Here is a 22,157-nt window from a genome sequence, read left to right as displayed (position 1 = left end):
TGACGCAGGCAAGAGAGAGACATTATGGAAAAGAAGTTGAAGCTGGTAATGGTCGGCAACGGCATGGCCGGCGTGCGCACGCTGGAAGAGCTGCTGAAGCTGGCTCCGGATCTGTACGACATCACGGTGTTCGGTTCCGAGCCGTATCCCAACTACAACCGCATTCTGCTGTCGCCCGTGTTGACCGGCGAGCAAACCGTGCAGGACATCGTTCTCAATGACGAAGCGTGGTACCGCGACAACGGCATCGACCTGCGCCTGAACTGCAAGGTCACCAGCATCAACCGCGCGCGGCGCACCGTCCTGGGCGAGGACGGCAGCCAGGTGCCCTATGACCGGCTGCTGCTGGCCACCGGCTCGAACCCGTTCATCCTGCCCATCCCCGGCAAGGATCTCGACGGTGTGGTCACGTTTCGCGACATCCGCGATGTAAACCTGATGATCGAGGCCGCGCGCGTGCACAAGCGCGCGGTCGTGATAGGCGGCGGCCTGCTGGGGCTGGAAGCGGCCGCCGGCCTGGCGGCGCGAGGCATGGACGTGAACGTCGTGCACCTGGGGTCGGGCCTGCTGGATCGCCAGCTGGATCCCAAGGCCGCCCTGCTGCTGCAGCGCAGTCTGGAAGCGCGCGGCCTGAAGTTCCTGATGCCGCGCCAGACCGAGGCGCTGTTGGGTGACGAACAGGGGCGGGTGCGCGCGGTGCGCTTTGCCGACGGCGACGAGGTCGAGACCGATCTGGTGGTCATGGCCGTGGGCATCCGGCCCAATACCGAACTTGCGCAGGCCTGCGGGCTGTACGTCAACCGCGGCATCGTCGTCAGCGATACGCTGCAAACCTACGACCCGCTCATTTACGCGGTGGGCGAATGCGTCTGCCATCGCGGCACCGCCTATGGCCTGGTGGCGCCGCTGTTCGAACAGGCAAAAGTGGCGGCGAACCACCTGGCCCTGTACGGCATCGGCCGCTACGAGGGCAGCGTGACTTCGACCAAACTCAAGGTCACGGGCATCGATGTGTTCTCGGCCGGCGATTTCATGGGCGGACCGGGTACGGAAGAAATCACGCTGGCCGACCCCGTGGGCGGCGTGTACAAGAAACTGGTGCTTAAAGACGAAAAGCTGGTGGGCGCGTGCCTGTACGGAGATACCGGCGACGGCGCGTGGTATTTCCGGCTGATCCGCGAGGGCAAGCGCATCGACGCGCTGCGCGACCAGCTCATGTTCGGCGAAAGCGCCATTGGCGGCGACACCGGCCACGCCGGGGAGAATCGCGCCATCGGCATGGCCGACACAGCGGAAGTCTGCGGCTGCAATGGGGTGTGCAAGGGCACTATCGTCAAGGCCATTCGCGACAAGGGCCTGTTCACGGTCGACGAAGTCAAGAAGCACACCAAGGCGGCCAGCTCGTGCGGATCGTGCAGCGGACTGGTCGAGCAGATCCTCATCAACTGTGTGGGCGGCGCGGCCGATGTCAAGCCGAAATCCGAGAAAGCGCTATGCGGCTGCACGGACCTGACGCATGGCGAAGTGCGCAAGGCCATACGTGATCACCATCTGGTCACGATCGCGGCCGCCATGCATTTCATGGAATGGCGCACGCCCGACGGTTGCAGCACCTGCCGACCGGCCCTGAACTATTACTTGATCTCTACCTGGCCTGGCGAGGCGCGCGATGACAGTCAGTCGCGGCTGGCCAACGAACGCATGCACGCCAATATCCAGAAGGACGGCACGTATTCCGTGGTGCCCCGGATGTGGGGCGGCGTGACCAACCCGTCGGAACTGCGCCGCATTGCCGACGTTGCCGAGAAGTATGCGATTCCGATGGTGAAGGTCACGGGCGGCCAGCGCATCGACCTGCTGGGCGTGAGGAAAGAAGACTTGCCGCACGTGTGGGCCGACCTCGACATGCCTTCTGGGCATGCATACGGCAAGAGCCTGCGTACGGTCAAGACATGCGTGGGCAGCGAGTTCTGCCGCTTCGGCACCCAGGATTCCACGGCGATGGGTATCGCCCTGGAGAAAGACCTGGTGGGCATGTGGAGCCCGCACAAGGTAAAGCTTGCCGTGTCGGGATGCCCGCGCAATTGCGCCGAATCGGGCATCAAGGATATCGGCATCATCGCCGTGGAATCAGGCTGGGAGCTGTACGTGGGCGGCAACGGCGGCATCAAGACCGAAGTGGCGCAGTTCTTCGCCAAGGTGAAGACCGCGGATGAAGTGCTGGAGTACTGCGGCGCATTTCTGCAGCTATATCGCGAAGAAGCCTTTTACCTGGAGCGCACCGTGCACTACCTGGCGCGCGTGGGGCTGGACCATGCCAAGGCGCGGGTGGTCGACGACGCGGCCAATCGCGCCGAACTCTATGCGCGCCTGAAATTTGCGCTGTCGTTCGAAGCCGACCCATGGGAAGAGCGTCGCGCCGCCGCCCCTGCCGCCCGTGAATTTCAATCCCTGACCCTGTGAGACCCGACATGCAGCCAGCCGAAACCTGCCAGTGGCGCAGCATCTGCCATATCGAAGAAATCCCGGTGCAAGGCGCCCGCGTGCTGCGGCGCGAGGGACAGGACGACATCGCCGTCTTTCGCACCAGCGACAACGAGGTGTTCGCAGTCATAGACCGCTGTCCGCACAAGGGCGGCCCGCTGTCGGCCGGGCTGGTGCATGGCCGGTCGGTGTCGTGCCCCTTGCACGGCTGGGTGCTGGATCTGGCCACAGGCAGCGCGCAGGCGCCCGACGAGGGGTGCGTGCAGACCGTGCCGATCAAAGTGGATGGAGGCGCGGTGTACCTGGAGGTATGACGCGGACCGCATCGCAGGTTCTTTATCCCTACAAGGCAGGCATGGTATGAGCGCATCTGGGCACCATCACGAGTCCGGGGCCGCCGGCGAACGCACGGTGGCCTCGGTATGCTGCTATTGCGGCACCGGCTGCGGCGTGCGTGTCACCGCCAAGGACGGCCGCGTGATCGCGGTGCAGGGCGACCCGGAGCATCCGGCCAACCGCGGCCGCCTGTGCAGCAAGGGGCTGGCGCTGGCCGACACGGTGCGGCGCGACACCGCGCGCGTGCTGCAGGCCGAGTGGCGGCCCGAGCGGGGGCGCGAGCGCATGCCGGTCTCGCTGGACAACGCACTCGACCTGGCAGCCGGCAAGCTGGCGGCCACGCTAGACATGCATGGCCCCGACGCGGTGGGCTTCTATCTGTCGGGCCAGTTGCTCACCGAAGACTATGCCGTTTTCAACAAGCTGGCCCGTGCGCTTGTGGGCACCAATAATATCGACACGAATTCGCGGCTGTGCATGTCCAGCGCGGTGTCGGGCTACAAGCTCACGCTGGGCGCGGACGCGCCGCCGGCGTGCTACGACGATCTGGAACTGGCCGACACGGTGCTGATCGCCGGGTCCAATATGGCGTATGCGCATCCGGTGCTGTTCCGGCGCCTGGAGGCCGCCAAGGCGGCGCGCCCCGGCATGAAGATCGTGGTGGTGGACCCGCGCCGCACCGATACGGCGGCGCTGGCCGACTTGCACCTGCCCATCTTGCCCGGCACCGACGTTGCGTTGTTTCATGCCATGCTCAACGTCATGGTCTGGGAAGGCCTGGTCGACGCCTCTTACATCGCCGGCCATACCCGGGGCTTCGACGCGCTGAAGGCGCGCGTGCACGAATACACGCCGCGCGCCGCGCAGGATGTGTGCGGCGTGCCTGCGGCCGACATCGTGCAGGCGGCCCGCTGGTTCGGCCAGGCCGGCGCGGCGCTGTCGCTCTACACCATGGGGTTGAATCAATCCAGCAGCGGCACCGCCAAGAATGGCGCGCTGATCAATCTGCACCTGGCCACGGGGCAGATCGGCAAACCCGGCGCGGGGCCGTTTTCGCTGACCGGCCAGCCCAATGCGATGGGCGGGCGCGAGGCGGGCGGCATGGCGACGTTGCTGCCGGGCCATCGCGATCCGGCCGACGCGGACCATCGCGGCGAAGTCGCCGGCCTGTGGTCGGTGCCGAGCCTGCCGTCCCGCCCGGGCACGCCCGCGCTCGAGATGTTCGACGCAGTGCTGGAAGGGCGCATCAAGGTGCTGTGGATCGCCGCGACCAACCCGGCCCAGTCCCTGCCCGACCAGGCGCGCGTGCGGGCGGCATTGCAGAAGGCGGAATTCGTCATCGTGCAGGAGGCCTATGCCGGAACCGAAACGCTGGCGTACGCAGACCTGGTATTGCCGGCCGCAACCTGGCCCGAGAAGTCCGGCACGTTGACCAATTCCGAGCGCCGCATCAGTCGTGTGCGCGCCGCCATCGCGCCGCCCGGCGACGCGCGGCCGGACTGGGAACTGGCCGCCTCGGTGGCCCGCCGGCTGGCCAGGCTGGTGGCGCCCGAAAAAGCGCCGCTGTTTCAATACCCGGATGCGGCGGCCGTGTTTGCAGAGCATGCCCGCATGACCGCGGGGCGCGACCTGGACTACAGCCGGATCGACTACGCCTTGCTCGAGCGTACGGGCCCGGTGCAGTGGCCGTACCGCGGCGACAGCGGGACGGCGCGCCTGTACGCCGACGGGCGTTTCCCCACTGCCGACGGGCGCGCGCAGTTCTACGACACTGGTTATACGCCCACGGCCGAGGCAGTATCGGCGCAGTATCCGCTGCGCCTGACGACGGGCCGTCTGCGCGACCATTGGCATTCGCTGACGCGCACGGCGATGGCCCCCGTGCTGACGCGGCATGTGGAAGAGCCCTGGCTGTCGCTGCATCCGCTGGACCTGCAGCGGCTGAAGCTCGAGCCGCACGCGCTGGTGCGGGTGCGTTCCCGGCGCGGCGCCATCGTGTTGCCCGTGCGGCCGGACGACACCGTCAGGCCGGGCCACGCCTTCCTGCCCATGCACTGGGGCAGCGCGTACATGGGCGGCCACGGCATCAACGGCCTGACCAACCCCGCCCGCGATCCCGTTTCGCGCCAGCCCGAGCTGAAGCACGCGGCCGTGGCGGTGGAGCCGGCCCGCCTGCCCTGGCAAGCCATGGCCTGGGTGGCAGGCGACACGGCGGTGTTGCGCGCGCAGCTGGCGCCATGGCTGCGGGGCTTCGAGTATGCGGCGCTGCTGCCTTGCGCGGCAGGGCCGGGCGTGCGCCTGCGGCTGGCCGCCGCCGCGCCCGCACCGTCTCACGTGGTGGACGCGCTGGCGCAAGCGTTGGGCCTTGACCAGCCCGATGCCGCCTTCGACGATGTGTCGCGCGGCATTGTGCGGCGCGTGCGGCTGGCCGCCGATGCGTCGGGCGCCGATGCGTCGGGCGCCGTTGCGTCGGGCGCCGTTGCGTCGGGCGCCGAGGCGCCGGGCGCCTTCATGCTGGCCGGCGATGTACGGGCCCACGACGGGCTGATGGCATGGGCCGAAGGGGGAGCGGCGCCGGCCAGCCTGGCCACCTTGCTGATGGCCCGCGCGCCGGCCGCTCCCCGAACGCGCACCGTTTGCGCATGCGTCGGCGTCAGCGAAGCGGCCATCCGGTCGGGCATCGAATCCGGCATGGACGTTGCCCAATTGAAAGACCGCCTGGGCTGCGGCTCCGGCTGCGGCTCGTGCCTGCCCGAGGTGCGCCGCATGGTTGCCCTGCACGGCGCCTGAACCCCGCCGGGCGCGGCTTGCCGGGGCCCGGGCCGCGCCTCTCTAATATTTGGAAACCCATTTACCGGATTGCTAGCCGTGCCCGGGCGGGGCGCGGTGTAGTATCGAACCGCCACATGGCTGAGCCTTTCCTGGAGTTGCGCGTGACACTACGCATTTTTTCCTTTGCCTTGCTCGCGGCCGCGGCCGGCTGGCTGGGTCCGGCCCACGCCGGCGTCTGCGATGCACGCTTCATGCACGATGGCGGCGCGGTGCAGCTGACCGGGTCCGGCAACCTGAGCCTGGGCGCAGACCTGACCTTTGCAGAAGTGTCCAAGGCCGACTCGTCCAATTGCCGCGCCCGCGTGCAGGGCACGGCCAGTTTCAGCTATGCCGGGCTGCCTGCCGGCAAATCGCGGCTCGACTATCTGATGACCATCAAGAATGGCCAGGCCGAATTCGTCCGCTACGACAAGGCCGGCGAAGAGCCCGGGCGCGGCGGGCAATTCGACTTGCGCATGCTGGGCCTGTTCGCCTACGACGGCAAGATGGCCGAAGGCCAGACCATGCCCGGCGGCACCTATCGCCTGAATATCGGCAAGGACGCGCCCGTGGGCGGCCAGCCCACCACGGTGGTGCGCATCGGCCAGAAGGCGGTCGGGGCGCAGCAGACGCTGGACACCGCGCTGGGGCGCCAGTCTTGCTGGCCCATCCGCTATACCCGCGATACTGATCCCACCCTGGCCACGTTCCAGGGCATTTCGCTGCCGATCCCGGGCATGAAAACCGTGGTCACCGATTGGTATTGCCCGGCAGTCAACCTCGTCATGCGCCAGGACATCGACCAATCGGGCATGAAGTCGGCGGTTGAGATTACCCAGATCAAGTAGCAGTCGGTATCACCACAGGCTGCGAAATGTGACCTGGCGCTGGTATGATGATTTCGTCACCGACACATCAACAGGAGCCTGTATGACCACCCGACGTTCCGAGGAAGTCGCCAAAGAAAAACTCATCGACAGCGTCAAGAGCAGCCTGACCGATGCAGAGAACCTGTTGCGCGAAGCCGCATCCAGCTCGGGCGACAAGGCCAACGAGCTGCGCGACCGCGCGATCATCTCGCTCAAGCGCACCCGCGAAGCCCTGTACGACGCGCAGGACGCCGTGCTCGAGCGTGGGCGCAAGGCTGCGCGCGCCACCGACGACTACGTTCATGACAATCCCTGGCAGGCCATCGGCATCGCAGGCGTGACCGGCCTGCTGCTGGGTCTGCTCATCGCGCGCCGCTAAGACGCCGGGCCGGCCGCCTGGCTGCTGGCCCGCTCTAGCCCATGAGCTTGCGCACATCTGTATTCGGCGTGGCCGGCAGCCTGGTCGGGCTGCTGCGCACCCGCCTGGAATTATTCGCCCTTGAAGCCGCCGAAGAAAAATCCCGGCTGATCAAGGTGTTGGGCATGGCCTTCGCCGCCTTGCTGTTCCTGACGCTGGCGGTGCTGGTGTTCAGCGTGACGGTGGCGGTGGCGTTCTGGCCTACCGAAAACCGCTATCTGGCCCTGGGCCTGCTGGCAGGCCTGTACGCCCTGATCGGGCTCGGGCTGTTCCTGGCGGTACGCCGCGAACTCTTGTCCGGGCCCGTGCCGTTCGCGGCCACGTTCGAAGAGCTCGGCCGCGATGCCGACCTGCTCAACAGCGTGCGCACGGCTCAGGCCGAACAGGACGCCCAGGCCGCCCGCCGGCACGACGAGGGCTGACCACCATGGCCAACCGGTCTTCTTCCATCGACCGCGCCGTGCGCATCGAACTGCTGCGCGCGCGCGCGGCCATCGAACGCGAATCGCTGGCGCACGACATCGCATCTGCCAGCCGTTCGTTGCAGCCGCGCAATCTGGTCAAGCGCTGGTTGCCCGGCCTGTCGGGGGGCAACCTGTCGGGGCTGGTGTGGCAGGGCGTCGCGCTGGCGCGTCGCTACCCGTTCATCAGTTCGACGGTGTCGGCGCTGATCATGGGGCGGGGCAAGCGGTCGCGGCTGTTGCGCCTGGCGGGCGGTGCGCTGCTGGGCTGGCAGGCGCTCAAGGCCTGGCGCGGCTCGCGCCAGGACGACCCAGCGCCGCCCCCGCGCTGATCACAAGCCCAGTTCGCCCCATATGTCATCGACGCGCTTTTTGACCGCGGCGTCCATGGCGATGGGGCGGCCCCATTCCCTGTCGGTTTCGCCCGGCCACTTGTTCGTGGCGTCCATGCCCATCTTGCCGCCCAGTCCCGATACCGGCGACGCGAAGTCCAGATAGTCGATAGGGGTGCGGTCGACCAGCACCGTATCGCGCACCGGGTCCATGCGCGTGGTAATGGCCCATACCACTTCAGTCCAGTTGCGCGGGTCGATGTCTTCGTCGACGACGACGATGAACTTCGTATACATGAACTGGCGCAGCACGCTCCATAGCCCGAACATCACCCGCTTGGCATGGCCGGCGTACTGCTTGCGTATCGATACGACGGCCAGGCGGTAGCTGCAGCCTTCGGGCGGCAAGTAAAAGTCGACAATCTCGGGCAGCTGGCGGCGCAGCAGGGGCACGAACACTTCGTTCAGCGCCACGCCCAGCACGGCTGGCTCATCGGGCGGCTTGCCGGTGTAGGTGGAATGGTAGAGTGGGTCGCGCCGCATGGTGATGCGGTCCACGGTAAAGACCGGAAACCAATCCTGCTCGTTGTAGTAGCCGGTGTGGTCGCCATACGGGCCTTCCAGGGCCATCTCGTAGCCGGTATCCGGCGGGGGCGGGGCGCCTTCGGGAACCACCGGGGCGGCCGCGCGCGGGTCCGACGCCGGCAGCAGGTGGCCTTCGAGCACGATTTCAGCCCATGCCGGCACCGACAATTCACTGCCCAGCGCCTGCCCGACTTCGGTGCGCGAGCCGCGCAACAAGCCCGCGAACTGGTATTCGGACAGGCTGTCGGGCACCGGGGTGACCGCGCCCAGTATGGTGGCGGGGTCGGCGCCAAGCGCCACGGCCACCGGGAAGGGGGTGCCTGGATACGCGCGCGCGTGCTCGCGGAAATCCAGCGCGCCGCCTCGGTGCGACAGCCAGCGCATGATCAGCTTGTTGGGCGCGATTGGCTGTTGGCGGTAGATGCCCAGGTTCTGGCGCCGCGCGTTGGGGCCACGGGTGATGACCAACCCCCACGTCAGCAGCGGGGCCACGTCGCCGGGCCAGCAGGTCTGGATCGGCAGGCGGCCCAGGTCCACGTCTGCGCCTTCCCAGACGATTTCCTGGCAAGCGGGGCTGCGCACGCGCCGGGGCGCCATGTCCCACAGGGCCGACTTCAGCATGGCCACTTTGCCCAGCGCATCGCGCAGGCCGCGCGGGGCCTCGGGTTCGCGCAACGAAGCCAGCAGTTCGCCCGTATCGCGCAGCGCGCTGACGTCATCGGCGCCCATGCCCCACGCCACACGCTGCGGCGTGCCGAACAGATTCGCCAGCACGGGCATGTTGGCGCGCTGGCCCTGGTGCACGGCGTGCTCGAACAGCAGGGCCGGGCCCTGCGCGCGCAACACGCGATCGGAGATCTCTGTCATTTCCAGATGCGTCGACACCGGCGTGGCAATGCGCTTGAGCTGTCCGCGACGCTCTAATTGCTGCAAAAAGTCTCTAATGTCACGATATTTCACTACAAATCCTGGTTATTTCGTTACATTTTTCTGGCTGAACAGAGGTTAACATCCAGTGCTTCTTTCCACGCAGGAGGTCACCATGCCCGATGCGTCAGTGGCGGGCCTGTTTCGTCAGGCCGCCCAAGGAGTGCACCACCAGTTTGCCGAATGGCTTCGGATCTGCTGTACCTACCTTGGTATAGCGGTAATCGTCACGGTAAGCATGGGATTCGCCGTACCTGGTTTGCGCGACCAGGCCTTGCAGGTGCACAAAGCCTTGTTGACCGCTCTCGCGCCTACATCCGCCCCGTCCGGCTTCGCCGAATCGGCCTACGATCCCGCCTATGACACCCCTTCAGTGGTTGCCATGGCGATTCCCGCTGCGCCCACCAGCAACGCCACAGGCTTTCTGGGCCCGCTGCGCAGCGACCTGCCGCCCGCGCCGCCCAAGGCAAAGGTGCGCAGCACCGTCTCCGGCCCTCAGGTTGAGGCGTTGCGCAACTATATCTCGCGCAAGTACCGCGTGGCGTACGATGCGACGTCCGTACTGGTAAGCACGGTATACAAAGTCGCGCGTGAAAAAGAGCTGGACCCGCTGCTGCTGTTGGCAGTGATCGCCATCGAATCCCGCTACAACCCGTTTGCCGAAAGCTCGATGGGCGCGCAGGGCCTGATGCAGGTCATGACCCGCGTGCACCAGGACAAGTTCGACAAACTGGGAGACGGCCTGAACAATCCGCTGGACCCGATCGCCAATATACGCGTGGGCACTACCATCCTGCGCGACTGCATCGACCGGCGCGGCTCCATCGAAGGCGGGCTTGCCTGTTATGTAGGGGCCACCGGCCCCAGCGATGGCGGTTACGGCGCCAAGGTACAGGCCGAACGCCGACGCCTGGCGCTGGCCGCAGGCATCGCGCTGGCGCGCGACTGACCGACACCGGGACTCGTTCGTGGGTGTCTGACACCCTGCGGGAGTCAGACACCGACGGGGTGCTGCCGCGCCGTCATTCCGGTGTCTGACTCCGAAGGTGTCAGACACCCTGCGGGAATCAGTCACCAACTGGGTGCTGCCGGGCCGTCATTCCAGTGTCTGACTCCGAAGGTGTCAGACACCCTGCGGGAGTCAGACACCGACGGGGTGCTGCCGTGCCGTCATTCCAGTGTCTGACTCCGAAGGTGTCAGACACCCTGCGGGAGTCAGACACCGACTGGGTGCTGCCGCGCCGTCATTCCGGTGTCTGACTCCGAAGGTGTCAGACACCCTGCGGGAGTCAGACACCGACTGGGTGCTGCCGTGCCGTCATTCCGGTGTCTGACTCCGAAGGTGTCAGACACCCCCTGCCGCCTACAACAACACCCCCTGCATCCGGTGCACCGCTTCTTGCAGGCGGTCCAGCCCGGTGGCGTACGACACGCGCAGGGTGTGGTGCCCGTGCGCCGGGCCGAAATCCACGCCCGGCACGGCGGCTACCCCGGCTTCGTGCAGCAGCCGGTGCGACAGCGTCGGGCTGTCCATGCCCAGCCCGGCGATGTCGGCATAGATATAAAACGCGCCGTCGGGCTTGACCGGCACGTGCAGCCCCAGTTTCTCGAATTCCGGCAGCAGATAGTCGCGCCGCTGCTTGAACGCGTCGCGGCGATGTTCGTAGATCTTCAAGGTGTCGGGCGCAAAGCAGGCCAGCGCGGCGTGCTGCGCCAGGGTGGGCGCGCAGATTGCCAGGCTGGCGGCGATCTTCTCGACCGCGGCCGCCAGGCGCTGCGGTACGATCATCCACCCCAGGCGCCAGCCGGTCATGTGGAAGTACTTCGAAAAACTGTTGATGACGATGATATCGTCGTCCAGCGTCAGCGCAGATCGCGGCGCGTGTTCGTAGCTGAGCCCCAGGTAGATTTCGTCCACAATGGCAAAGCCCTGGCGCTCGCGCACCGCGTGCAGTAATGCGGCCAGCTCGTCGCGGGCGATCGAGGTACCGGTGGGGTTGCTGGGCGAGGCCACCAGAACCCCGCGCGTGGCGTCCGTCCAGTGGTCGCGCACTTGCTGCGCCGACAACTGGAAGCGTGTCTCGGCACTGCCGGGTATCAGCCGCGGCCGCCCGCCGGCGGCCAGGATGAAATTGCTGTTGGCGGGGTAGGACGGGTCGGGCATCAGCACTTCGGCGCCTGCGTCGACCAGCGCCGCGCACGCCAGCGACAGGGCACCCGAGGCGCCCGCGGTAACGATCACGCGCGACGGGTCCACCGTCGCGCCGAATTCACTTGCGTAGAATCCGGCTATGGCCTCGCGCAGCCCTGACAGGCCGGCTGGCGCGCTGTAGCCGCTGAGGCCAGCGCGGGCGGCGCGTTCGAGCGCTTCCACCACTTGCGCGGGCGCGGTAAAGTCCGGTTCGCCTATACCCAGGCTGATGATGTCTCTTCCCGCGGCTTGTAATGCCTGGGCTTCTTTGAACAGTTCTACGACTTGAAAGGTAAGGAAATCCCGGGCGCGGGACGCTAGGCGCAGCATGATGGTTCTCGCAACGAAAAAGGAATTGTAGATGCAGCCATCGCGGCGCGCTTTCTTGTTCGGCCGGCGGCTGCCCGCCACCCCGTGGGACACGTTCCGCCAACGCCTGGCGCGGGCGGCGCAAGGCCCGCTGCAAGAATTGCATCCGGGGCCGGCGGGTCGCGCGCGGCTGGCGCCGGCGCGCCCGGAAGATGTGCGCCACGCCCGTGCGTTGTGCGCGGAGTATGGCGTGGCCCTGTTGCTGGAAGGCTGCGGCGATCCGGCCGGTCTCGAGGGGCGCCCGGTCTTGCAGGTTGATCCGGCCGGTCTTGCGGAATTGGCGCCGGGGCCGGGGCCGGGCCTGTGGCAGGCCGGCCCGGGTTGCCGCCTGCGCGATCTGGCAAACGCCGGACTTGACCAGTTCAGCGCTGCGCCGCCCGACGCCACGCTGGCGGCGTGGCTGGCCGGCCCGCAGCCCTGGCTGTCGGGCGCCACGGCGGCCAGCGGCGTGCTGGGGGTGGATATGCTGTTGAGCGACGGTACCGCCGAAACCCTGGGGCCCTTCGGCCCCGGCGACCAGCGTCCGCTGCGGTCGGCTGCCATACAGCGCCTGGTGCCCGCGTTGTTCCAGCTGTCGGCTACCCCCGATGCCGCGGCCTGCCGGCAAGAAACCGCCTGGGCCTGCCGTTTCCGGCTGGATGCCCTGTTGCCCGACCCGCCGTCCGAGGTGAACCTGGCCCATCTGCTGCTGGGCCAGGGTGGGGCGCTGGCCTGGATCGAGCGTGTCGTACTGGCGCCGCGCGCCGGCGCGCCCGCCGGCTCAGTCACCCCAGTCACCCCCGTCGCCCCGCCGCCCGAACTGGCCGGGCCGGCGCGCCGCCTGGAAGTGCGCATCAAAGACCTCTTCGATCCGCTGGATCTGTACGCGCCCTAAAAAAAGAGCGCCGCCGGCCGATATACAGGCCCGGGGTAAGATAGTTGCGGCGCTAAGCGCTAGAATCGCCGCCTGAGTCTAGAATCCCTTTTTCGTGTACTTACCGAGTAGCCCGCCTTATGGACGCCACCTTTCGCAAAGCCGCGCTTGAATATCACGAGTCCGGTCGCCCTGGCAAGATCTCAGTCACTCCGACCAAGCAATTGTCGAACCAGCGCGACCTGGCATTGGCGTATTCGCCCGGCGTGGCTGCCGCTTGCGAAGAAATCGTGGCCGATCCGGCCAACGCAGTCCGCTATACCGCACGCGGCAACCTGGTAGGCGTCATCACCAACGGCACGGCCGTGCTGGGGCTGGGCAATATCGGCGCGCTGGCGTCCAAGCCCGTCATGGAAGGCAAGGCGGTGCTGTTCAAGAAATTCGCCGGGCTCGATGTTTTCGACATCGAAATCAACGAAACCGACCCCGACAAACTGGTCGAGATCATCGCCGGCCTGGAGCCGACCTTCGGCGGCATCAACCTCGAAGACATCAAGGCCCCCGAGTGCTTCATCGTGGAACGCAAGCTGCGCGAGCGCATGAAGATCCCGGTGTTCCACGACGACCAGCACGGTACCGCCATCTGTGTTTCGGCGGCCTTCATCAATGGCCTGAAAGTCGTTGGCAAGCCGCTGGACAAGATCAAGCTGGTGACCTCGGGCGCCGGCGCCGCGGCGCTGGCCTGCCTGAATCTCATCGTGGATCTGGGCGTGCCCATCGAGAACATCTGGGTCACCGACATCGAGGGCGTGGTATACGAAGGCCGCACCGTGCTCATGGACCCGGACAAGGCGCGCTTCGCCCAGAAAACCGACAAGCGCACGCTGGCCGAGGTCATTGAAGGCGCGGACGTGTTCCTGGGGCTGTCCGCCGGGGGCGTGCTCAAGCCCGAAATGGTCAAGACCATGGCGCCGCGTCCGGTGATCCTGGCGCTGGCCAACCCCAATCCCGAGATCCTGCCCGAAGACGCCCATGCCGTGCGCGACGACATCGTCATGGCCACGGGCCGTTCCGACTACCCGAACCAGGTCAACAACGTCCTGTGCTTTCCGTACATTTTCCGCGGGGCGCTTGACGTCGGCGCCACCACCATTACGCGCGAAATGGAAATGGCCGCGGTGTACGCCATCGCCAAGCTGGCCCAGGAAGAGCAGAACGAAGTGGTGGCGGCCGCCTATGGCACTTACGACATCAGCTTCGGCCCCGAATACCTGATTCCCAAGCCGTTTGACCCGCGCCTGATCACCCGCATCGCGCCCGCGGTGGCCAAGGCGGCCATGGAAGGCGGCGTGGCCACCCGGCCGCTGGCCGACCTCGAGGCATACACCGAGCAGCTGCAGCAGTTCGTGTACCACTCGGGCGCTTTCATGAAGCCGGTGTTCTCGGCTGCCAAGAGCTTCGTGCGCGAGGGCGGCAAGGCGCGCGTGGTGTTTACCGAAGGCGAAGACGAGCGCGTATTGCGCGCCGTGCAGGTGGTGGTGGACGAAGGCCTGGCCAAGCCCATCCTGGTGGGTCGCCCGGCCGTGCTGGCCGCGCGCATCGAAAAATACGGCCTGCGGCTGCGCCTGGGCGAAGACGTCGAAGTCACCAACCCCGAATACGACGAGCGCTTCCACCGCTACTGGACGACGTACTGGGAAATGATGTGCCGGCGCGGCATCACCAAAGAAATGGCGCGCGTGGAAATGCGCCGCCGCCTGACCCTGATCGGGGCGATGATGGTGCACCTGGGCGACGCCGACGGCATGATCTGCGGCACCGTCAGCACGTATGCCGAGCACCTGCGCTTTGTCGATCAGGTCATCGGCAGGCGGCCGGGCGCCAATGTGTACGCAGCCATGAATGTGCTGCTGCTCAACGAGCGCATGGTGGCGCTGGTGGATACCCACGTCAACGATGAACCCACTGCCGAGCAGATCGCCGAGTTCACGATCGCCGCGGCCGAAGAAATGTCGCGCCTGAATCTGGTGCCCAAGGTGGCGCTGCTGTCGCGTTCCAACTTCGGCACCGGTAGTTCGTCGTCGGGCGCGAAGATGCGCGACGCGCTGGCCCTGATACGCGAAGCGGCGCCGCACCTGGAAGTCGATGGCGAGATGCACGGCGACTGCGCGCTGGACGAGGCGCTGCGCCTGCGCATCCTGCCGTCATCGACCCTGAAGGGCGAGGCCAACTTGCTGGTGTGCCCGAGCGTGGATTCCGGCAACATCGCGTACAACCTGCTCAAGACGGCCGCCGGCGGCAACGTGGCCGTGGGTCCGTTCCTGCTTGGCGCCAATGCGCCGGTCCATATCCTGACATCGAGCTCCACTGTGCGCCGCATCGTCAACATGACGGCGTTGGTCGTCGTCGATGCCAACGTCCCCAGGTAGCAAACCGGCCTCCATGCACGCGCGCGGCCCGGTAACCGGGCTGGTGCTTACCGGGGGCGGCGCGCGCGCCGCCTACCAGGTCGGCGTGCTGCACGCCATTTTCGATATTCTCGATCCTGGGCAGCGGCACGGGCTCGCAAATCCGTTTCCCATCATCTGCGGCACCTCGGCGGGCGCCATCAATGCGGCCGCGCTGGCGTGCCGCGCCGACCGTCCGCACCTGGCCGTGCGGCGCATCCGGCGCCTATGGGAAGCGCTGGGTACCGACATGGTGTACCGCGCCGACGCGCCCGGCCTGATCAAGACCGGGGTGCGTTGGCTGGGGCTGCTGACGCTGGGCTGGATGTTCTCGGGGCTGGCGCGCGAGCGCCCCCGCTCGCTGCTCGACAACCGGCCACTGGCCGACCTGCTGACCCGTGCGCTCGATTTCAGGCACCTGCAGGCCAACCTGGCGGGCGGCGCGCTGTCGGCGGTGGCCATTACGGCGTCCGGCTTTACCAGCGGCGAACACCTGACCTTCTACCAATCCAACCATCCCATCGAACCCTGGCGCCGGTCGCTGCGGCGCGCCGTGCCGACGCGCATCGGCGTCGATCATCTGATGGCGTCGTCGTCTATCCCCTTTGTGTTCCCCGCGCAAGCCATCGACGTGCACGGGCAGACCGAATGGTGCGGCGACGGTTCGATGCGTCAGCTGGCGCCCATCAGCCCGGCCATACACCTGGGGGCGCAACGCGTGCTGATCATCGGCACCGGCTACCGGGACGACACCCATCCCGAAAAGCGCGCCGAAGCGCCGCCGTATCCCTCGCTGGCGCAGGTGGGCGGCCATGTGCTGTCCAGCATCTTCCTGGACGGATTGTCGATGGACGTGGAACGCCTGGAGCGCATCAATGAACTGGTCGAACGGACATCGTACGAGCCCGGTTCGGGGCCAGATGTCCGGCGGGTGAACGTTCTGACCATTACGCCGAGTCAGTCGCTCGATTTGCTCGCGCTCGACTATCTGAAAGAAATGCCCTACGAGGCCCGTACACTTTTTCGGGTTCTCGGTGTATCGTCCGACCCTGACCGCCCGGGTGGCGGCGCATTGATGTCATACCTGTTGTTTGAAAGTGCCTACACCCGGCGATTGATTGAACTGGGTTATGCCGATACGATGCGGCGTATCGAAGAGGTCGCGGGCTTTTTCAAGGAGGGCCAGGCATGACGCGAAATGGCCAGTCTACGCTGCAACGCCAGCTGAATCGGGGCGGCGCGCTCGAGCATGACGGTTTGCAGAAAGAGGCCGTGGTCGAGGCCTCGCGCGAACTCGGCCTGGCATTGCTGGTGGCCGATTGCGACCGGGCGCGCAGCCGCTCGGCCGTACTGCGCGCCATCGCCAAGGCGGTGGATTTTCCCGAGTATTTCGGCGGCAATCTCGACGCCCTTTACGATTGCCTGTGCGACACCGTGCTCGATCAGAAGGTGGGCGTGGTGCTGTGGCTCTATCGCCTGCATTCGGGCGATCCTGCCCTGGAAGCAGACTCTGTCCAGATCGAGGCCGTGTGCGCGGACGCCGCCGAATTCGCCCGTGACAATGGCCGCGTCTTCACGTATGTAATCGAACACGCAGGCAAGCACCCCGACCCCGAACCCGGCGTCGCGGCCGCCCCGTACGGCGAAAGCTGAATCCCCCTTCGGCCAGGTGTCACCAAAGCGCCCCCGTGCGGGCACCGAGGTGTCTGACTTCCGAAGGGGTCAGCATCGTGCGGGAGTCAGACACTGGCCGGGGACCCGCGGCGCCGCCGGCAAGATACCCGCCCCGCCGCCGCGCGCCGGTGTCTGACTCCGAAGGTGTCAGACACCCTTGCCTGCCTCGACACCTACCATCCGAGCAGGGCAGTCGTGGCCGCGATGAGCGCCAGCCCTGCGGTTTCCGTGCGCAGCACGCGCGGCCCGTAGCGCACGGCCAGCACATTGTGGTGCGCGGCCAGTTCCAGTTCTTCGTCCGACCACCCCCCTTCGGGACCCACCAGCAGGCTGACCTGCTCAAGCCCCGTGTGTCCGGCCAGCGCCTCGGGCAGGCTGGGCACGGCCTCGGGGTGGCACAGCAGGCGCACGCCGTCGCATGGCTGCTCCAGCCAGGTGCGCAGGTCGGTGGGGGCGTCGACCGCCATGACGCGGTTGCGGCCACATTGCTCCGAGGCGGCCTGCGCCACGCGCGCCCAATGCGCCAGGCGCTTTTCCAGCCGCGCGCCGGACAGTTGCAGCACGCTGCGCTGCGCGGCAATGGGGCTGACCCGGCAGGCGCCCAGCTCTACCGCTTTTTCCACGACCCAGTCCATCTTGTCGCTTGCCGGCAGGCCCTGCACCAGCACGACGCGGCCCGCCAGTTCGGCCTCGCGCGGGTTGTGCGCACCCAGCAGCGCCCAGGCGTCTTTCCCTTCGGTGTGCAGCGTGGCGGGGTATTCACCGCCTCGGCCGTCGAACAGCACGATCTGCGCGCCGTCGCGCAGCCGCAGCACGCGTACGGCATGGTGCGCCAGCGCGGCCGGCAGAAGCAGGCGGGCGCCGGCCGAAAGGGGCGCTTCACAGAAAAAACGCGGCAAGGACATAGCAGGCATGCGGGGCGCGACGGGGCGCCGGGAACCGGTCAAGCGCGTAAGCCTACCACTGTGCGCGCCGGGCTGGCAGCCCTGGCGGCGCGGGCCCGACCATGTTCCAGATGGTAAAATCATGAGCTTCGCAACCCCGCCCAAGCTGGCCCGTCTTTGCGGCGCGCCAGCGCTTACGACCCTATTTCCGCATGAGCCTATCCACCGCCCAACCCCTCGCCCTGGCGGATGCCATCCGCGTCCTGGCAATGGACGCCGTCCAACAAGCTAATTCGGGGCATCCCGGCGCACCGATGGGCATGGCGGAAATCGCCCAGGCCCTTTGGCTGGGGCATATGCGTCACAATCCCGCCGACCCCGCCTGGCCCGACCGCGACCGCTTCGTGCTGTCCAACGGCCATGGTTCGATGCTGATCTACGCGTTGCTGCACCTTACCGGCTACGACCTGCCCATCGAAGAGATCAAGCAGTTCCGCCAGTTGCATTCGCGCACGCCCGGCCACCCCGAAGTCGGCATCACCCCAGGCGTCGAAACCACCACCGGGCCGCTGGGCCAGGGCCTGGCCAACGCGGTGGGCATGGCCCTGGCTGAAGCGCTGCTGGCCGCCGAATTCAACCGGCCGGGCCTGCCCATCGTCGACCACTACACCTACGCCTTTACCGGCGACGGCTGCCTGATGGAAGGCATCTCGCACGAGGCCTGCTCGCTGGCGGGCACGCTCAAGCTGTCCAAGCTGGTGGTGCTGTACGACGACAACGGCATCTCCATCGATGGCCATGTCGAGCACTGGTTCGCCGACGATACCGCCACCCGCTTTGAAGGCTACGGCTGGAACGTCATCCGTGGCGTCGATGGCCACGACGTGGCAGCTGTCGACGCGGCCATCGCCCAGGCGCGCCAGCAATCCGAAAAACCCACGCTCATCGTGTGCCGCACCATCATCGGCAAGGGTTCGCCCGCCATGGCCGGCACGCACAATGTGCATGGCGCGCCGCTGGGCGCCGAAGAAATCGCCGCTACCCGCGTGGCGCTGGGCTGGACGGCCGCGCCGTTCGAAATCCCGCAGGCCGTGCGCGAAGCCTGGGATGCCCGCGACACCGGGGCGCAGGCCCAGGCCGCCTGGCAGGCCACGTTCGATGCGTACGCCGCGCAATATCCGGACGAAGCCGCCGAGTTCATGCGCCGCATGAAGGGTGAACTGCCCGCCGACTTCGCCGAACGCCTGCAGGCCTTCGTCGAAGCCACCAGCCAAAAGGCCGAAACCGTGGCCACCCGCAAGGCCTCGCAGTTCGCCATCACGGCCCTGGCCGGCATGCTGCCCGAACTGCTGGGCGGCTCGGCCGACCTGACCGGTTCCAACTACACCGACTGGAAGGGCGTCGCGCCGGTGCGCGCTGGCGACAACGGTATCCAGTTCGGACGCCACATCAACTACGGCGTGCGCGAATTCGGCATGGCCGCCGTCATGAACGGCATCGCGCTGCATGGCGGATATCTGCCGTTCGGCGGCACCTTCCTGACATTCTCCGACTACTCGCGCAATGCCATCCGCATGGCCGCGCTCATGAAACAGCGCGTCGTGCACGTGTTCACGCACGACTCCATCGGCCTGGGCGAAGACGGCCCCACGCACCAGTCCATCGAGCACGCGGCCAGCCTGCGGCTCATTCCCAACCTGTCGGTCTGGCGTCCCTGCGACACCACGGAAACCGCGGTTGCGTGGGGCGCGGCCGTGTCCCGGCCCGCCAGCATCGGCATGGACGTGAACGATGGCGGCCCCACCGCGCTGCTGCTGTCGCGCCAGAACCTGCCCTTCGTGCCGCGCGATGCCGCCACGGTGCAGGCCATCGCCCGCGGCGGCTACGTTTTGAAAGACCCCGAAGGCGCGCGTGCCGTTATCATCGCAACGGGTTCCGAGGTTGCCATTGCGCTGGCCGCGCAAGAACAACTGGCGGGCGAGGGCATTGCGGTGCGCGTGGTTTCCATGCCCAGCACCGACGTCTTCGATCGCCAGGACGCCGCCTGGAAGCGTTCCGTGCTGCCGCCCGGCTTGCCGCGCGTGGCCGTCGAGGCCGGCACCACCGGGCTGTGGCACAAGTACGTGGGCCTCGAAGGCGCCGTGGTCGGCATCGACCGCTACGGCGAATCGGCCCCCGCAGGAGCCTTGTTCAAGTTCTTCGGGCTGACCGCCGACAAGGTGGCCGAGACCGTCAAGCAAGTTTTGTAAAAAGGAGCTCTAGTCATGACTATTCGCGTCGCCATCAACGGGTACGGCCGTATCGGCCGCAACATCCTGCGTGCCCACTACGAAGCTGGCAAGAAACACGACATCGAAATCGTGGCCATCAACGATCTGGGCGACCCCAAGACCAACGCGCATCTCACGCGCTTTGACACGGCGCACGGCAAGTTCCCGGGCACGGTCGAGGTCGATGGCGACTTCATGGTGGTCAACGGCGACAAGATCCGCGTGCTGGCCAACCGCAACCCGGCCGAACTGCCTTGGGGCGAACTGAACGTCGACGTGGTGCTCGAGTGCACCGGCTTCTTCACCTCCAAGGAAAAGGCCAGCGCCCACCTGAAGGGCGGCGCGAAGAAGGTCATCATCTCGGCGCCCGGCGGCAAGGATGTCGACGCCACCATCGTGTACGGCGTGAACCACGGCGTACTGAAGGCCACCGACACCGTCATTTCCAACGCGTCGTGCACCACCAACTGCCTGGCCCCGCTGGTCAAGCCGCTGCATGACAAGCTGGGCATCGAAAGCGGCCTGATGACCACCGTGCACGCCTACACCAACGACCAGGTCCTTACCGACGTCTACCACGAAGACCTGCGCCGCGCGCGTTCGGCCACCATGAGCATGATCCCCACCAAGACCGGCGCCGCCGCCGCGGTGGGCCTGGTACTGCCCGAACTGAACGGCAAGCTCGACGGCTTCGCCATCCGCGTGCCCACCATCAACGTGTCCATCGTCGACCTGTCGTTCGTGGCCAAGCGCGAAACCTCCGTCGATGAAATCAACAGCATCCTGAAGGCGGCCTCCGAAGGCGAGCTCAAGGGCATCCTCGACTACAACACCGACCCCCTGGTATCGGTCGACTTCAACCACAACCCGGCCTCCAGCACCTACGATTCCACGCTGACCAAGGTGTCGGGCCGCCTGGTCAAGGTGTCGTCGTGGTACGACAACGAATGGGGCTTCTCGAACCGCATGCTCGACACCACCGTCGCGCTGATGTCGGCCAAGTAAGCAGCATGGCAAAGGTCCAAACCCTGTCCGCGCTGGCCAAGGCCGGCGCGCTGCACGGCAAGCGCGTATTCATCCGCGCCGACCTGAACGTGCCTGTCGATGACGCCGGCAATATCACCGAAGACACGCGCATACGCGCGTCGGTGCCGGGCATCCGCCTGGCGCTCGACGGTGGCGCCGCCGTCATGGTGACGTCCCACCTGGGGCGTCCCACCGAAGGCACGCTGACCCCGGCCGATTCGCTCGGCCGCGTGGGCCAGCGCCTGTCGCAGCTGCTGGGCATGCCCGTGCAACTGGTGCAGAACTGGGTCGATGGCGTCAATGTCGATCCGGGCCAGGTGGTGCTGTTGGAAAACTGCCGCGTCAATGCGGGCGAGAAAAAGAACGACGAAGCGCTGTCGCGCAAGATGGCCGCCCTGTGCGACGTCTACGTCAACGACGCCTTCGGCACCGCGCACCGCGCCGAGGCCACCACGCATGGCATCGCGCGTTTTGCGCCGGTAGCCTGCGCCGGCCCGCTGCTCGAAGCCGAACTCGAGGCTTTGGGCCGCGCCCTGCATGAACCCGGGCGTCCGCTGGTGGCCATCGTGGGCGGTTCCAAGGTGTCTACCAAGCTGTCCATCCTGAAGTCGCTGGCCGACAAGGTCGACCAGCTTGTCGTGGGCGGAGGCATCGCCAACACGTTCATGCTGGCCGCCGGCCTGCCGATCGGCAAGTCGCTGGCCGAGCCCGACCAGGTCGACGAAGCCCGCGCCGTCATCGAGCTCATGAAAAAGCGCGGCGCCGAGGTTCCCATTCCTGTAGACGTGGTGTGCGCCAAGTCGTTCGCCGCCGATGCGCAGGCCACCGTCAAGGCGGCCGACGCGGTCGCTGACGACGATCTCATCCTCGACATCGGCCCGCAGACCGCCGCGCAATTGGCCGGCATCCTGCAGGCTGCCGGCACCATCGTATGGAACGGGCCCGTGGGCGTGTTCGAGTTCGACGCGTTTGCCCAGGGCACCGAAGTGGTGGCCAAGGCCATCGCCGGCTCGTCCGCGTTTTCCATCGCGGGCGGCGGCGACACGCTGGCGGCCATTGCCAAGTACGGCATTGCCGACAAAGTGGGGTATATCTCCACCGGCGGCGGCGCGTTCCTCGAGTTCCTGGAAGGCAAGTCCCTGCCCGCCGTGGCCATCCTCGAAGAACGGGCAGCTTGACCCCAAGGGTGTCTGACACCTACGGAGTCAGACACCGGCTTG

General features: G+C 66.8%; 18 protein-coding genes. 15 read left to right on the top strand and 3 right to left on the bottom strand.

Annotation, left to right across the window (positions count from 1 at the left end; translation table 11 throughout):
• Positions 1–24 precede the first annotated feature (24 nt).
• From nirB to CAL18_RS13440, 7 genes are all read left to right on the top strand, one after another.
• On the top strand, positions 25–2,463 hold the full coding sequence (gene nirB, locus CAL18_RS13470) for a nitrite reductase large subunit NirB (RefSeq protein ID WP_026639961.1): 2,439 nt from the start codon (positions 25–27) through the stop codon (positions 2,461–2,463).
• Between the two features lie 8 nt (positions 2,464–2,471).
• Entirely contained in the window at positions 2,472–2,798 is a 327-nt protein-coding gene (gene nirD / locus CAL18_RS13465) for a nitrite reductase small subunit NirD (RefSeq protein ID WP_026639962.1), read from the top strand.
• 46 nt (positions 2,799–2,844) lie between these two features.
• The gene (locus CAL18_RS13460; RefSeq protein ID WP_094818047.1) at positions 2,845–5,610 is read left to right on the top strand and encodes a nitrate reductase; all 2,766 of its coding nucleotides are present in this window, start codon (positions 2,845–2,847) and stop codon (positions 5,608–5,610) included.
• A gap of 116 nt (positions 5,611–5,726) precedes the next feature.
• Positions 5,727–6,479 (top strand): hypothetical protein, encoded by a 753-nt coding sequence (locus CAL18_RS13455; RefSeq protein ID WP_249278408.1) that lies wholly within the window; start codon positions 5,727–5,729, stop codon positions 6,477–6,479.
• Positions 6,480–6,561: 82 nt separating this feature from the next.
• Positions 6,562–6,879 (top strand): DUF883 family protein, encoded by a 318-nt coding sequence (locus CAL18_RS13450; protein ID WP_026639965.1) that lies wholly within the window; start codon positions 6,562–6,564, stop codon positions 6,877–6,879.
• A gap of 41 nt (positions 6,880–6,920) precedes the next feature.
• A complete protein-coding gene (locus CAL18_RS13445) occupies positions 6,921–7,340 on the top strand; it encodes a phage holin family protein (RefSeq protein WP_094818046.1) in 420 nt (139 codons plus the stop codon).
• A gap of 5 nt (positions 7,341–7,345) precedes the next feature.
• A complete protein-coding gene (locus CAL18_RS13440; RefSeq protein WP_026639967.1) occupies positions 7,346–7,711 on the top strand; it encodes a hypothetical protein in 366 nt (121 codons plus the stop codon).
• On the opposite strand, the gene ubiD is transcribed toward CAL18_RS13440, so the two are convergent.
• Positions 7,712–9,256 (bottom strand): 4-hydroxy-3-polyprenylbenzoate decarboxylase, encoded by a 1,545-nt coding sequence (gene ubiD / locus CAL18_RS13435; RefSeq protein WP_094818045.1) that lies wholly within the window; start codon positions 9,254–9,256, stop codon positions 7,712–7,714. It abuts the gene before it with no gap.
• Positions 9,257–9,338: 82 nt separating this feature from the next.
• Between ubiD and CAL18_RS13430 the strand changes: the two genes are divergently transcribed.
• On the top strand, positions 9,339–10,172 hold the full coding sequence (locus CAL18_RS13430) for a lytic transglycosylase domain-containing protein (RefSeq protein WP_026639969.1): 834 nt from the start codon (positions 9,339–9,341) through the stop codon (positions 10,170–10,172).
• 414 nt (positions 10,173–10,586) lie between these two features.
• Here the strand turns inward: CAL18_RS13430 and CAL18_RS13425 are convergent, their stop codons facing one another.
• Positions 10,587–11,744 carry a pyridoxal phosphate-dependent aminotransferase gene (locus CAL18_RS13425; protein ID WP_026639970.1) on the bottom strand — a complete coding sequence of 386 codons (1,158 nt, stop codon included), beginning with the start codon at positions 11,742–11,744 and terminating at the stop codon, positions 10,587–10,589.
• Positions 11,745–11,775: 31 nt separating this feature from the next.
• On the opposite strand from CAL18_RS13425, the gene CAL18_RS13420 reads away from it, so the two are divergent.
• The 4 genes from CAL18_RS13420 (at position 11,776) to CAL18_RS13405 (ending at position 16,736) form a co-directional block, all read left to right on the top strand.
• A complete protein-coding gene (locus CAL18_RS13420; protein WP_094818044.1) occupies positions 11,776–12,657 on the top strand; it encodes a hypothetical protein in 882 nt (293 codons plus the stop codon).
• Between the two features lie 119 nt (positions 12,658–12,776).
• A complete protein-coding gene (locus CAL18_RS13415; protein WP_026639972.1) occupies positions 12,777–15,065 on the top strand; it encodes an NADP-dependent malic enzyme in 2,289 nt (762 codons plus the stop codon).
• 13 nt (positions 15,066–15,078) lie between these two features.
• Complete coding sequence (locus CAL18_RS13410) at positions 15,079–16,275, top strand: patatin-like phospholipase family protein (RefSeq protein ID WP_026639973.1); 1,197 nt, start codon at positions 15,079–15,081, stop codon at positions 16,273–16,275.
• The gene (locus CAL18_RS13405) at positions 16,272–16,736 is read left to right on the top strand and encodes a barstar family protein (RefSeq protein WP_026639974.1); all 465 of its coding nucleotides are present in this window, start codon (positions 16,272–16,274) and stop codon (positions 16,734–16,736) included. The genes CAL18_RS13410 and CAL18_RS13405 overlap by 4 nt, the downstream gene beginning before the upstream one ends.
• A 194-nt stretch (positions 16,737–16,930) precedes the next feature.
• Here the strand turns inward: CAL18_RS13405 and CAL18_RS13400 are convergent, their stop codons facing one another.
• Positions 16,931–17,662, bottom strand: a complete 732-nt coding sequence (locus tag CAL18_RS13400; RefSeq protein ID WP_026639975.1) for a 16S rRNA (uracil(1498)-N(3))-methyltransferase — start codon at positions 17,660–17,662, stop codon at positions 16,931–16,933.
• A gap of 191 nt (positions 17,663–17,853) precedes the next feature.
• Between CAL18_RS13400 and tkt the strand changes: the two genes are divergently transcribed.
• From tkt to CAL18_RS13385, 3 genes are read left to right on the top strand one after another with little or no spacing between them, the layout of a single operon-like run.
• Complete coding sequence (gene tkt, locus CAL18_RS13395) at positions 17,854–19,890, top strand: transketolase (RefSeq protein WP_094818043.1); 2,037 nt, start codon at positions 17,854–17,856, stop codon at positions 19,888–19,890.
• A gap of 15 nt (positions 19,891–19,905) precedes the next feature.
• The gene (gene gap / locus CAL18_RS13390; RefSeq protein ID WP_026639977.1) at positions 19,906–20,916 is read left to right on the top strand and encodes a type I glyceraldehyde-3-phosphate dehydrogenase; all 1,011 of its coding nucleotides are present in this window, start codon (positions 19,906–19,908) and stop codon (positions 20,914–20,916) included.
• A 5-nt stretch (positions 20,917–20,921) separates the two neighbouring features.
• Entirely contained in the window at positions 20,922–22,115 is a 1,194-nt protein-coding gene (locus tag CAL18_RS13385) for a phosphoglycerate kinase (protein WP_094818042.1), read from the top strand.
• Positions 22,116–22,157 lie beyond the last annotated feature (42 nt).

This window comes from Bordetella genomosp. 7, assembly GCF_002261415.1.
Lineage (GTDB): Bacteria > Pseudomonadota > Gammaproteobacteria > Burkholderiales > Burkholderiaceae_B > Bordetella_A.
The sequence above is the reverse complement of the archived record's forward strand: the minus strand, read 5'-3'. Positions and strand labels throughout refer to the sequence as shown.

What these genes read in the sequence shown, in the direction of transcription:
- nirB (WP_026639961.1), top strand. Translation starts at nt 25, where the DNA reads ATGGAAAAGAAGTTGAAGCTGGTAATGGTCGGCAACGGCATGGCCGGC.
- nirD (WP_026639962.1), top strand. Translation starts at nt 2,472, where the DNA reads ATGCAGCCAGCCGAAACCTGCCAGTGGCGCAGCATCTGCCATATCGAA.
- CAL18_RS13460 (WP_094818047.1), top strand. Translation starts at nt 2,845, where the DNA reads ATGAGCGCATCTGGGCACCATCACGAGTCCGGGGCCGCCGGCGAACGC.
- CAL18_RS13455 (WP_249278408.1), top strand. Translation starts at nt 5,727, where the DNA reads ATGGCTGAGCCTTTCCTGGAGTTGCGCGTGACACTACGCATTTTTTCC.
- CAL18_RS13450 (WP_026639965.1), top strand. Translation starts at nt 6,562, where the DNA reads ATGACCACCCGACGTTCCGAGGAAGTCGCCAAAGAAAAACTCATCGAC.
- CAL18_RS13445 (WP_094818046.1), top strand. Translation starts at nt 6,921, where the DNA reads ATGAGCTTGCGCACATCTGTATTCGGCGTGGCCGGCAGCCTGGTCGGG.
- CAL18_RS13440 (WP_026639967.1), top strand. Translation starts at nt 7,346, where the DNA reads ATGGCCAACCGGTCTTCTTCCATCGACCGCGCCGTGCGCATCGAACTG.
- CAL18_RS13430 (WP_026639969.1), top strand. Translation starts at nt 9,339, where the DNA reads ATGCCCGATGCGTCAGTGGCGGGCCTGTTTCGTCAGGCCGCCCAAGGA.
- CAL18_RS13425 (WP_026639970.1), bottom strand. Translation starts at nt 11,744, where the DNA reads ATGCTGCGCCTAGCGTCCCGCGCCCGGGATTTCCTTACCTTTCAAGTC.
- CAL18_RS13420 (WP_094818044.1), top strand. Translation starts at nt 11,776, where the DNA reads ATGCAGCCATCGCGGCGCGCTTTCTTGTTCGGCCGGCGGCTGCCCGCC.
- CAL18_RS13415 (WP_026639972.1), top strand. Translation starts at nt 12,777, where the DNA reads ATGGACGCCACCTTTCGCAAAGCCGCGCTTGAATATCACGAGTCCGGT.
- CAL18_RS13410 (WP_026639973.1), top strand. Translation starts at nt 15,079, where the DNA reads ATGCACGCGCGCGGCCCGGTAACCGGGCTGGTGCTTACCGGGGGCGGC.
- CAL18_RS13405 (WP_026639974.1), top strand. Translation starts at nt 16,272, where the DNA reads ATGACGCGAAATGGCCAGTCTACGCTGCAACGCCAGCTGAATCGGGGC.
- CAL18_RS13400 (WP_026639975.1), bottom strand. Translation starts at nt 17,662, where the DNA reads ATGTCCTTGCCGCGTTTTTTCTGTGAAGCGCCCCTTTCGGCCGGCGCC.
- tkt (WP_094818043.1), top strand. Translation starts at nt 17,854, where the DNA reads ATGAGCCTATCCACCGCCCAACCCCTCGCCCTGGCGGATGCCATCCGC.
- gap (WP_026639977.1), top strand. Translation starts at nt 19,906, where the DNA reads ATGACTATTCGCGTCGCCATCAACGGGTACGGCCGTATCGGCCGCAAC.
- CAL18_RS13385 (WP_094818042.1), top strand. Translation starts at nt 20,922, where the DNA reads ATGGCAAAGGTCCAAACCCTGTCCGCGCTGGCCAAGGCCGGCGCGCTG.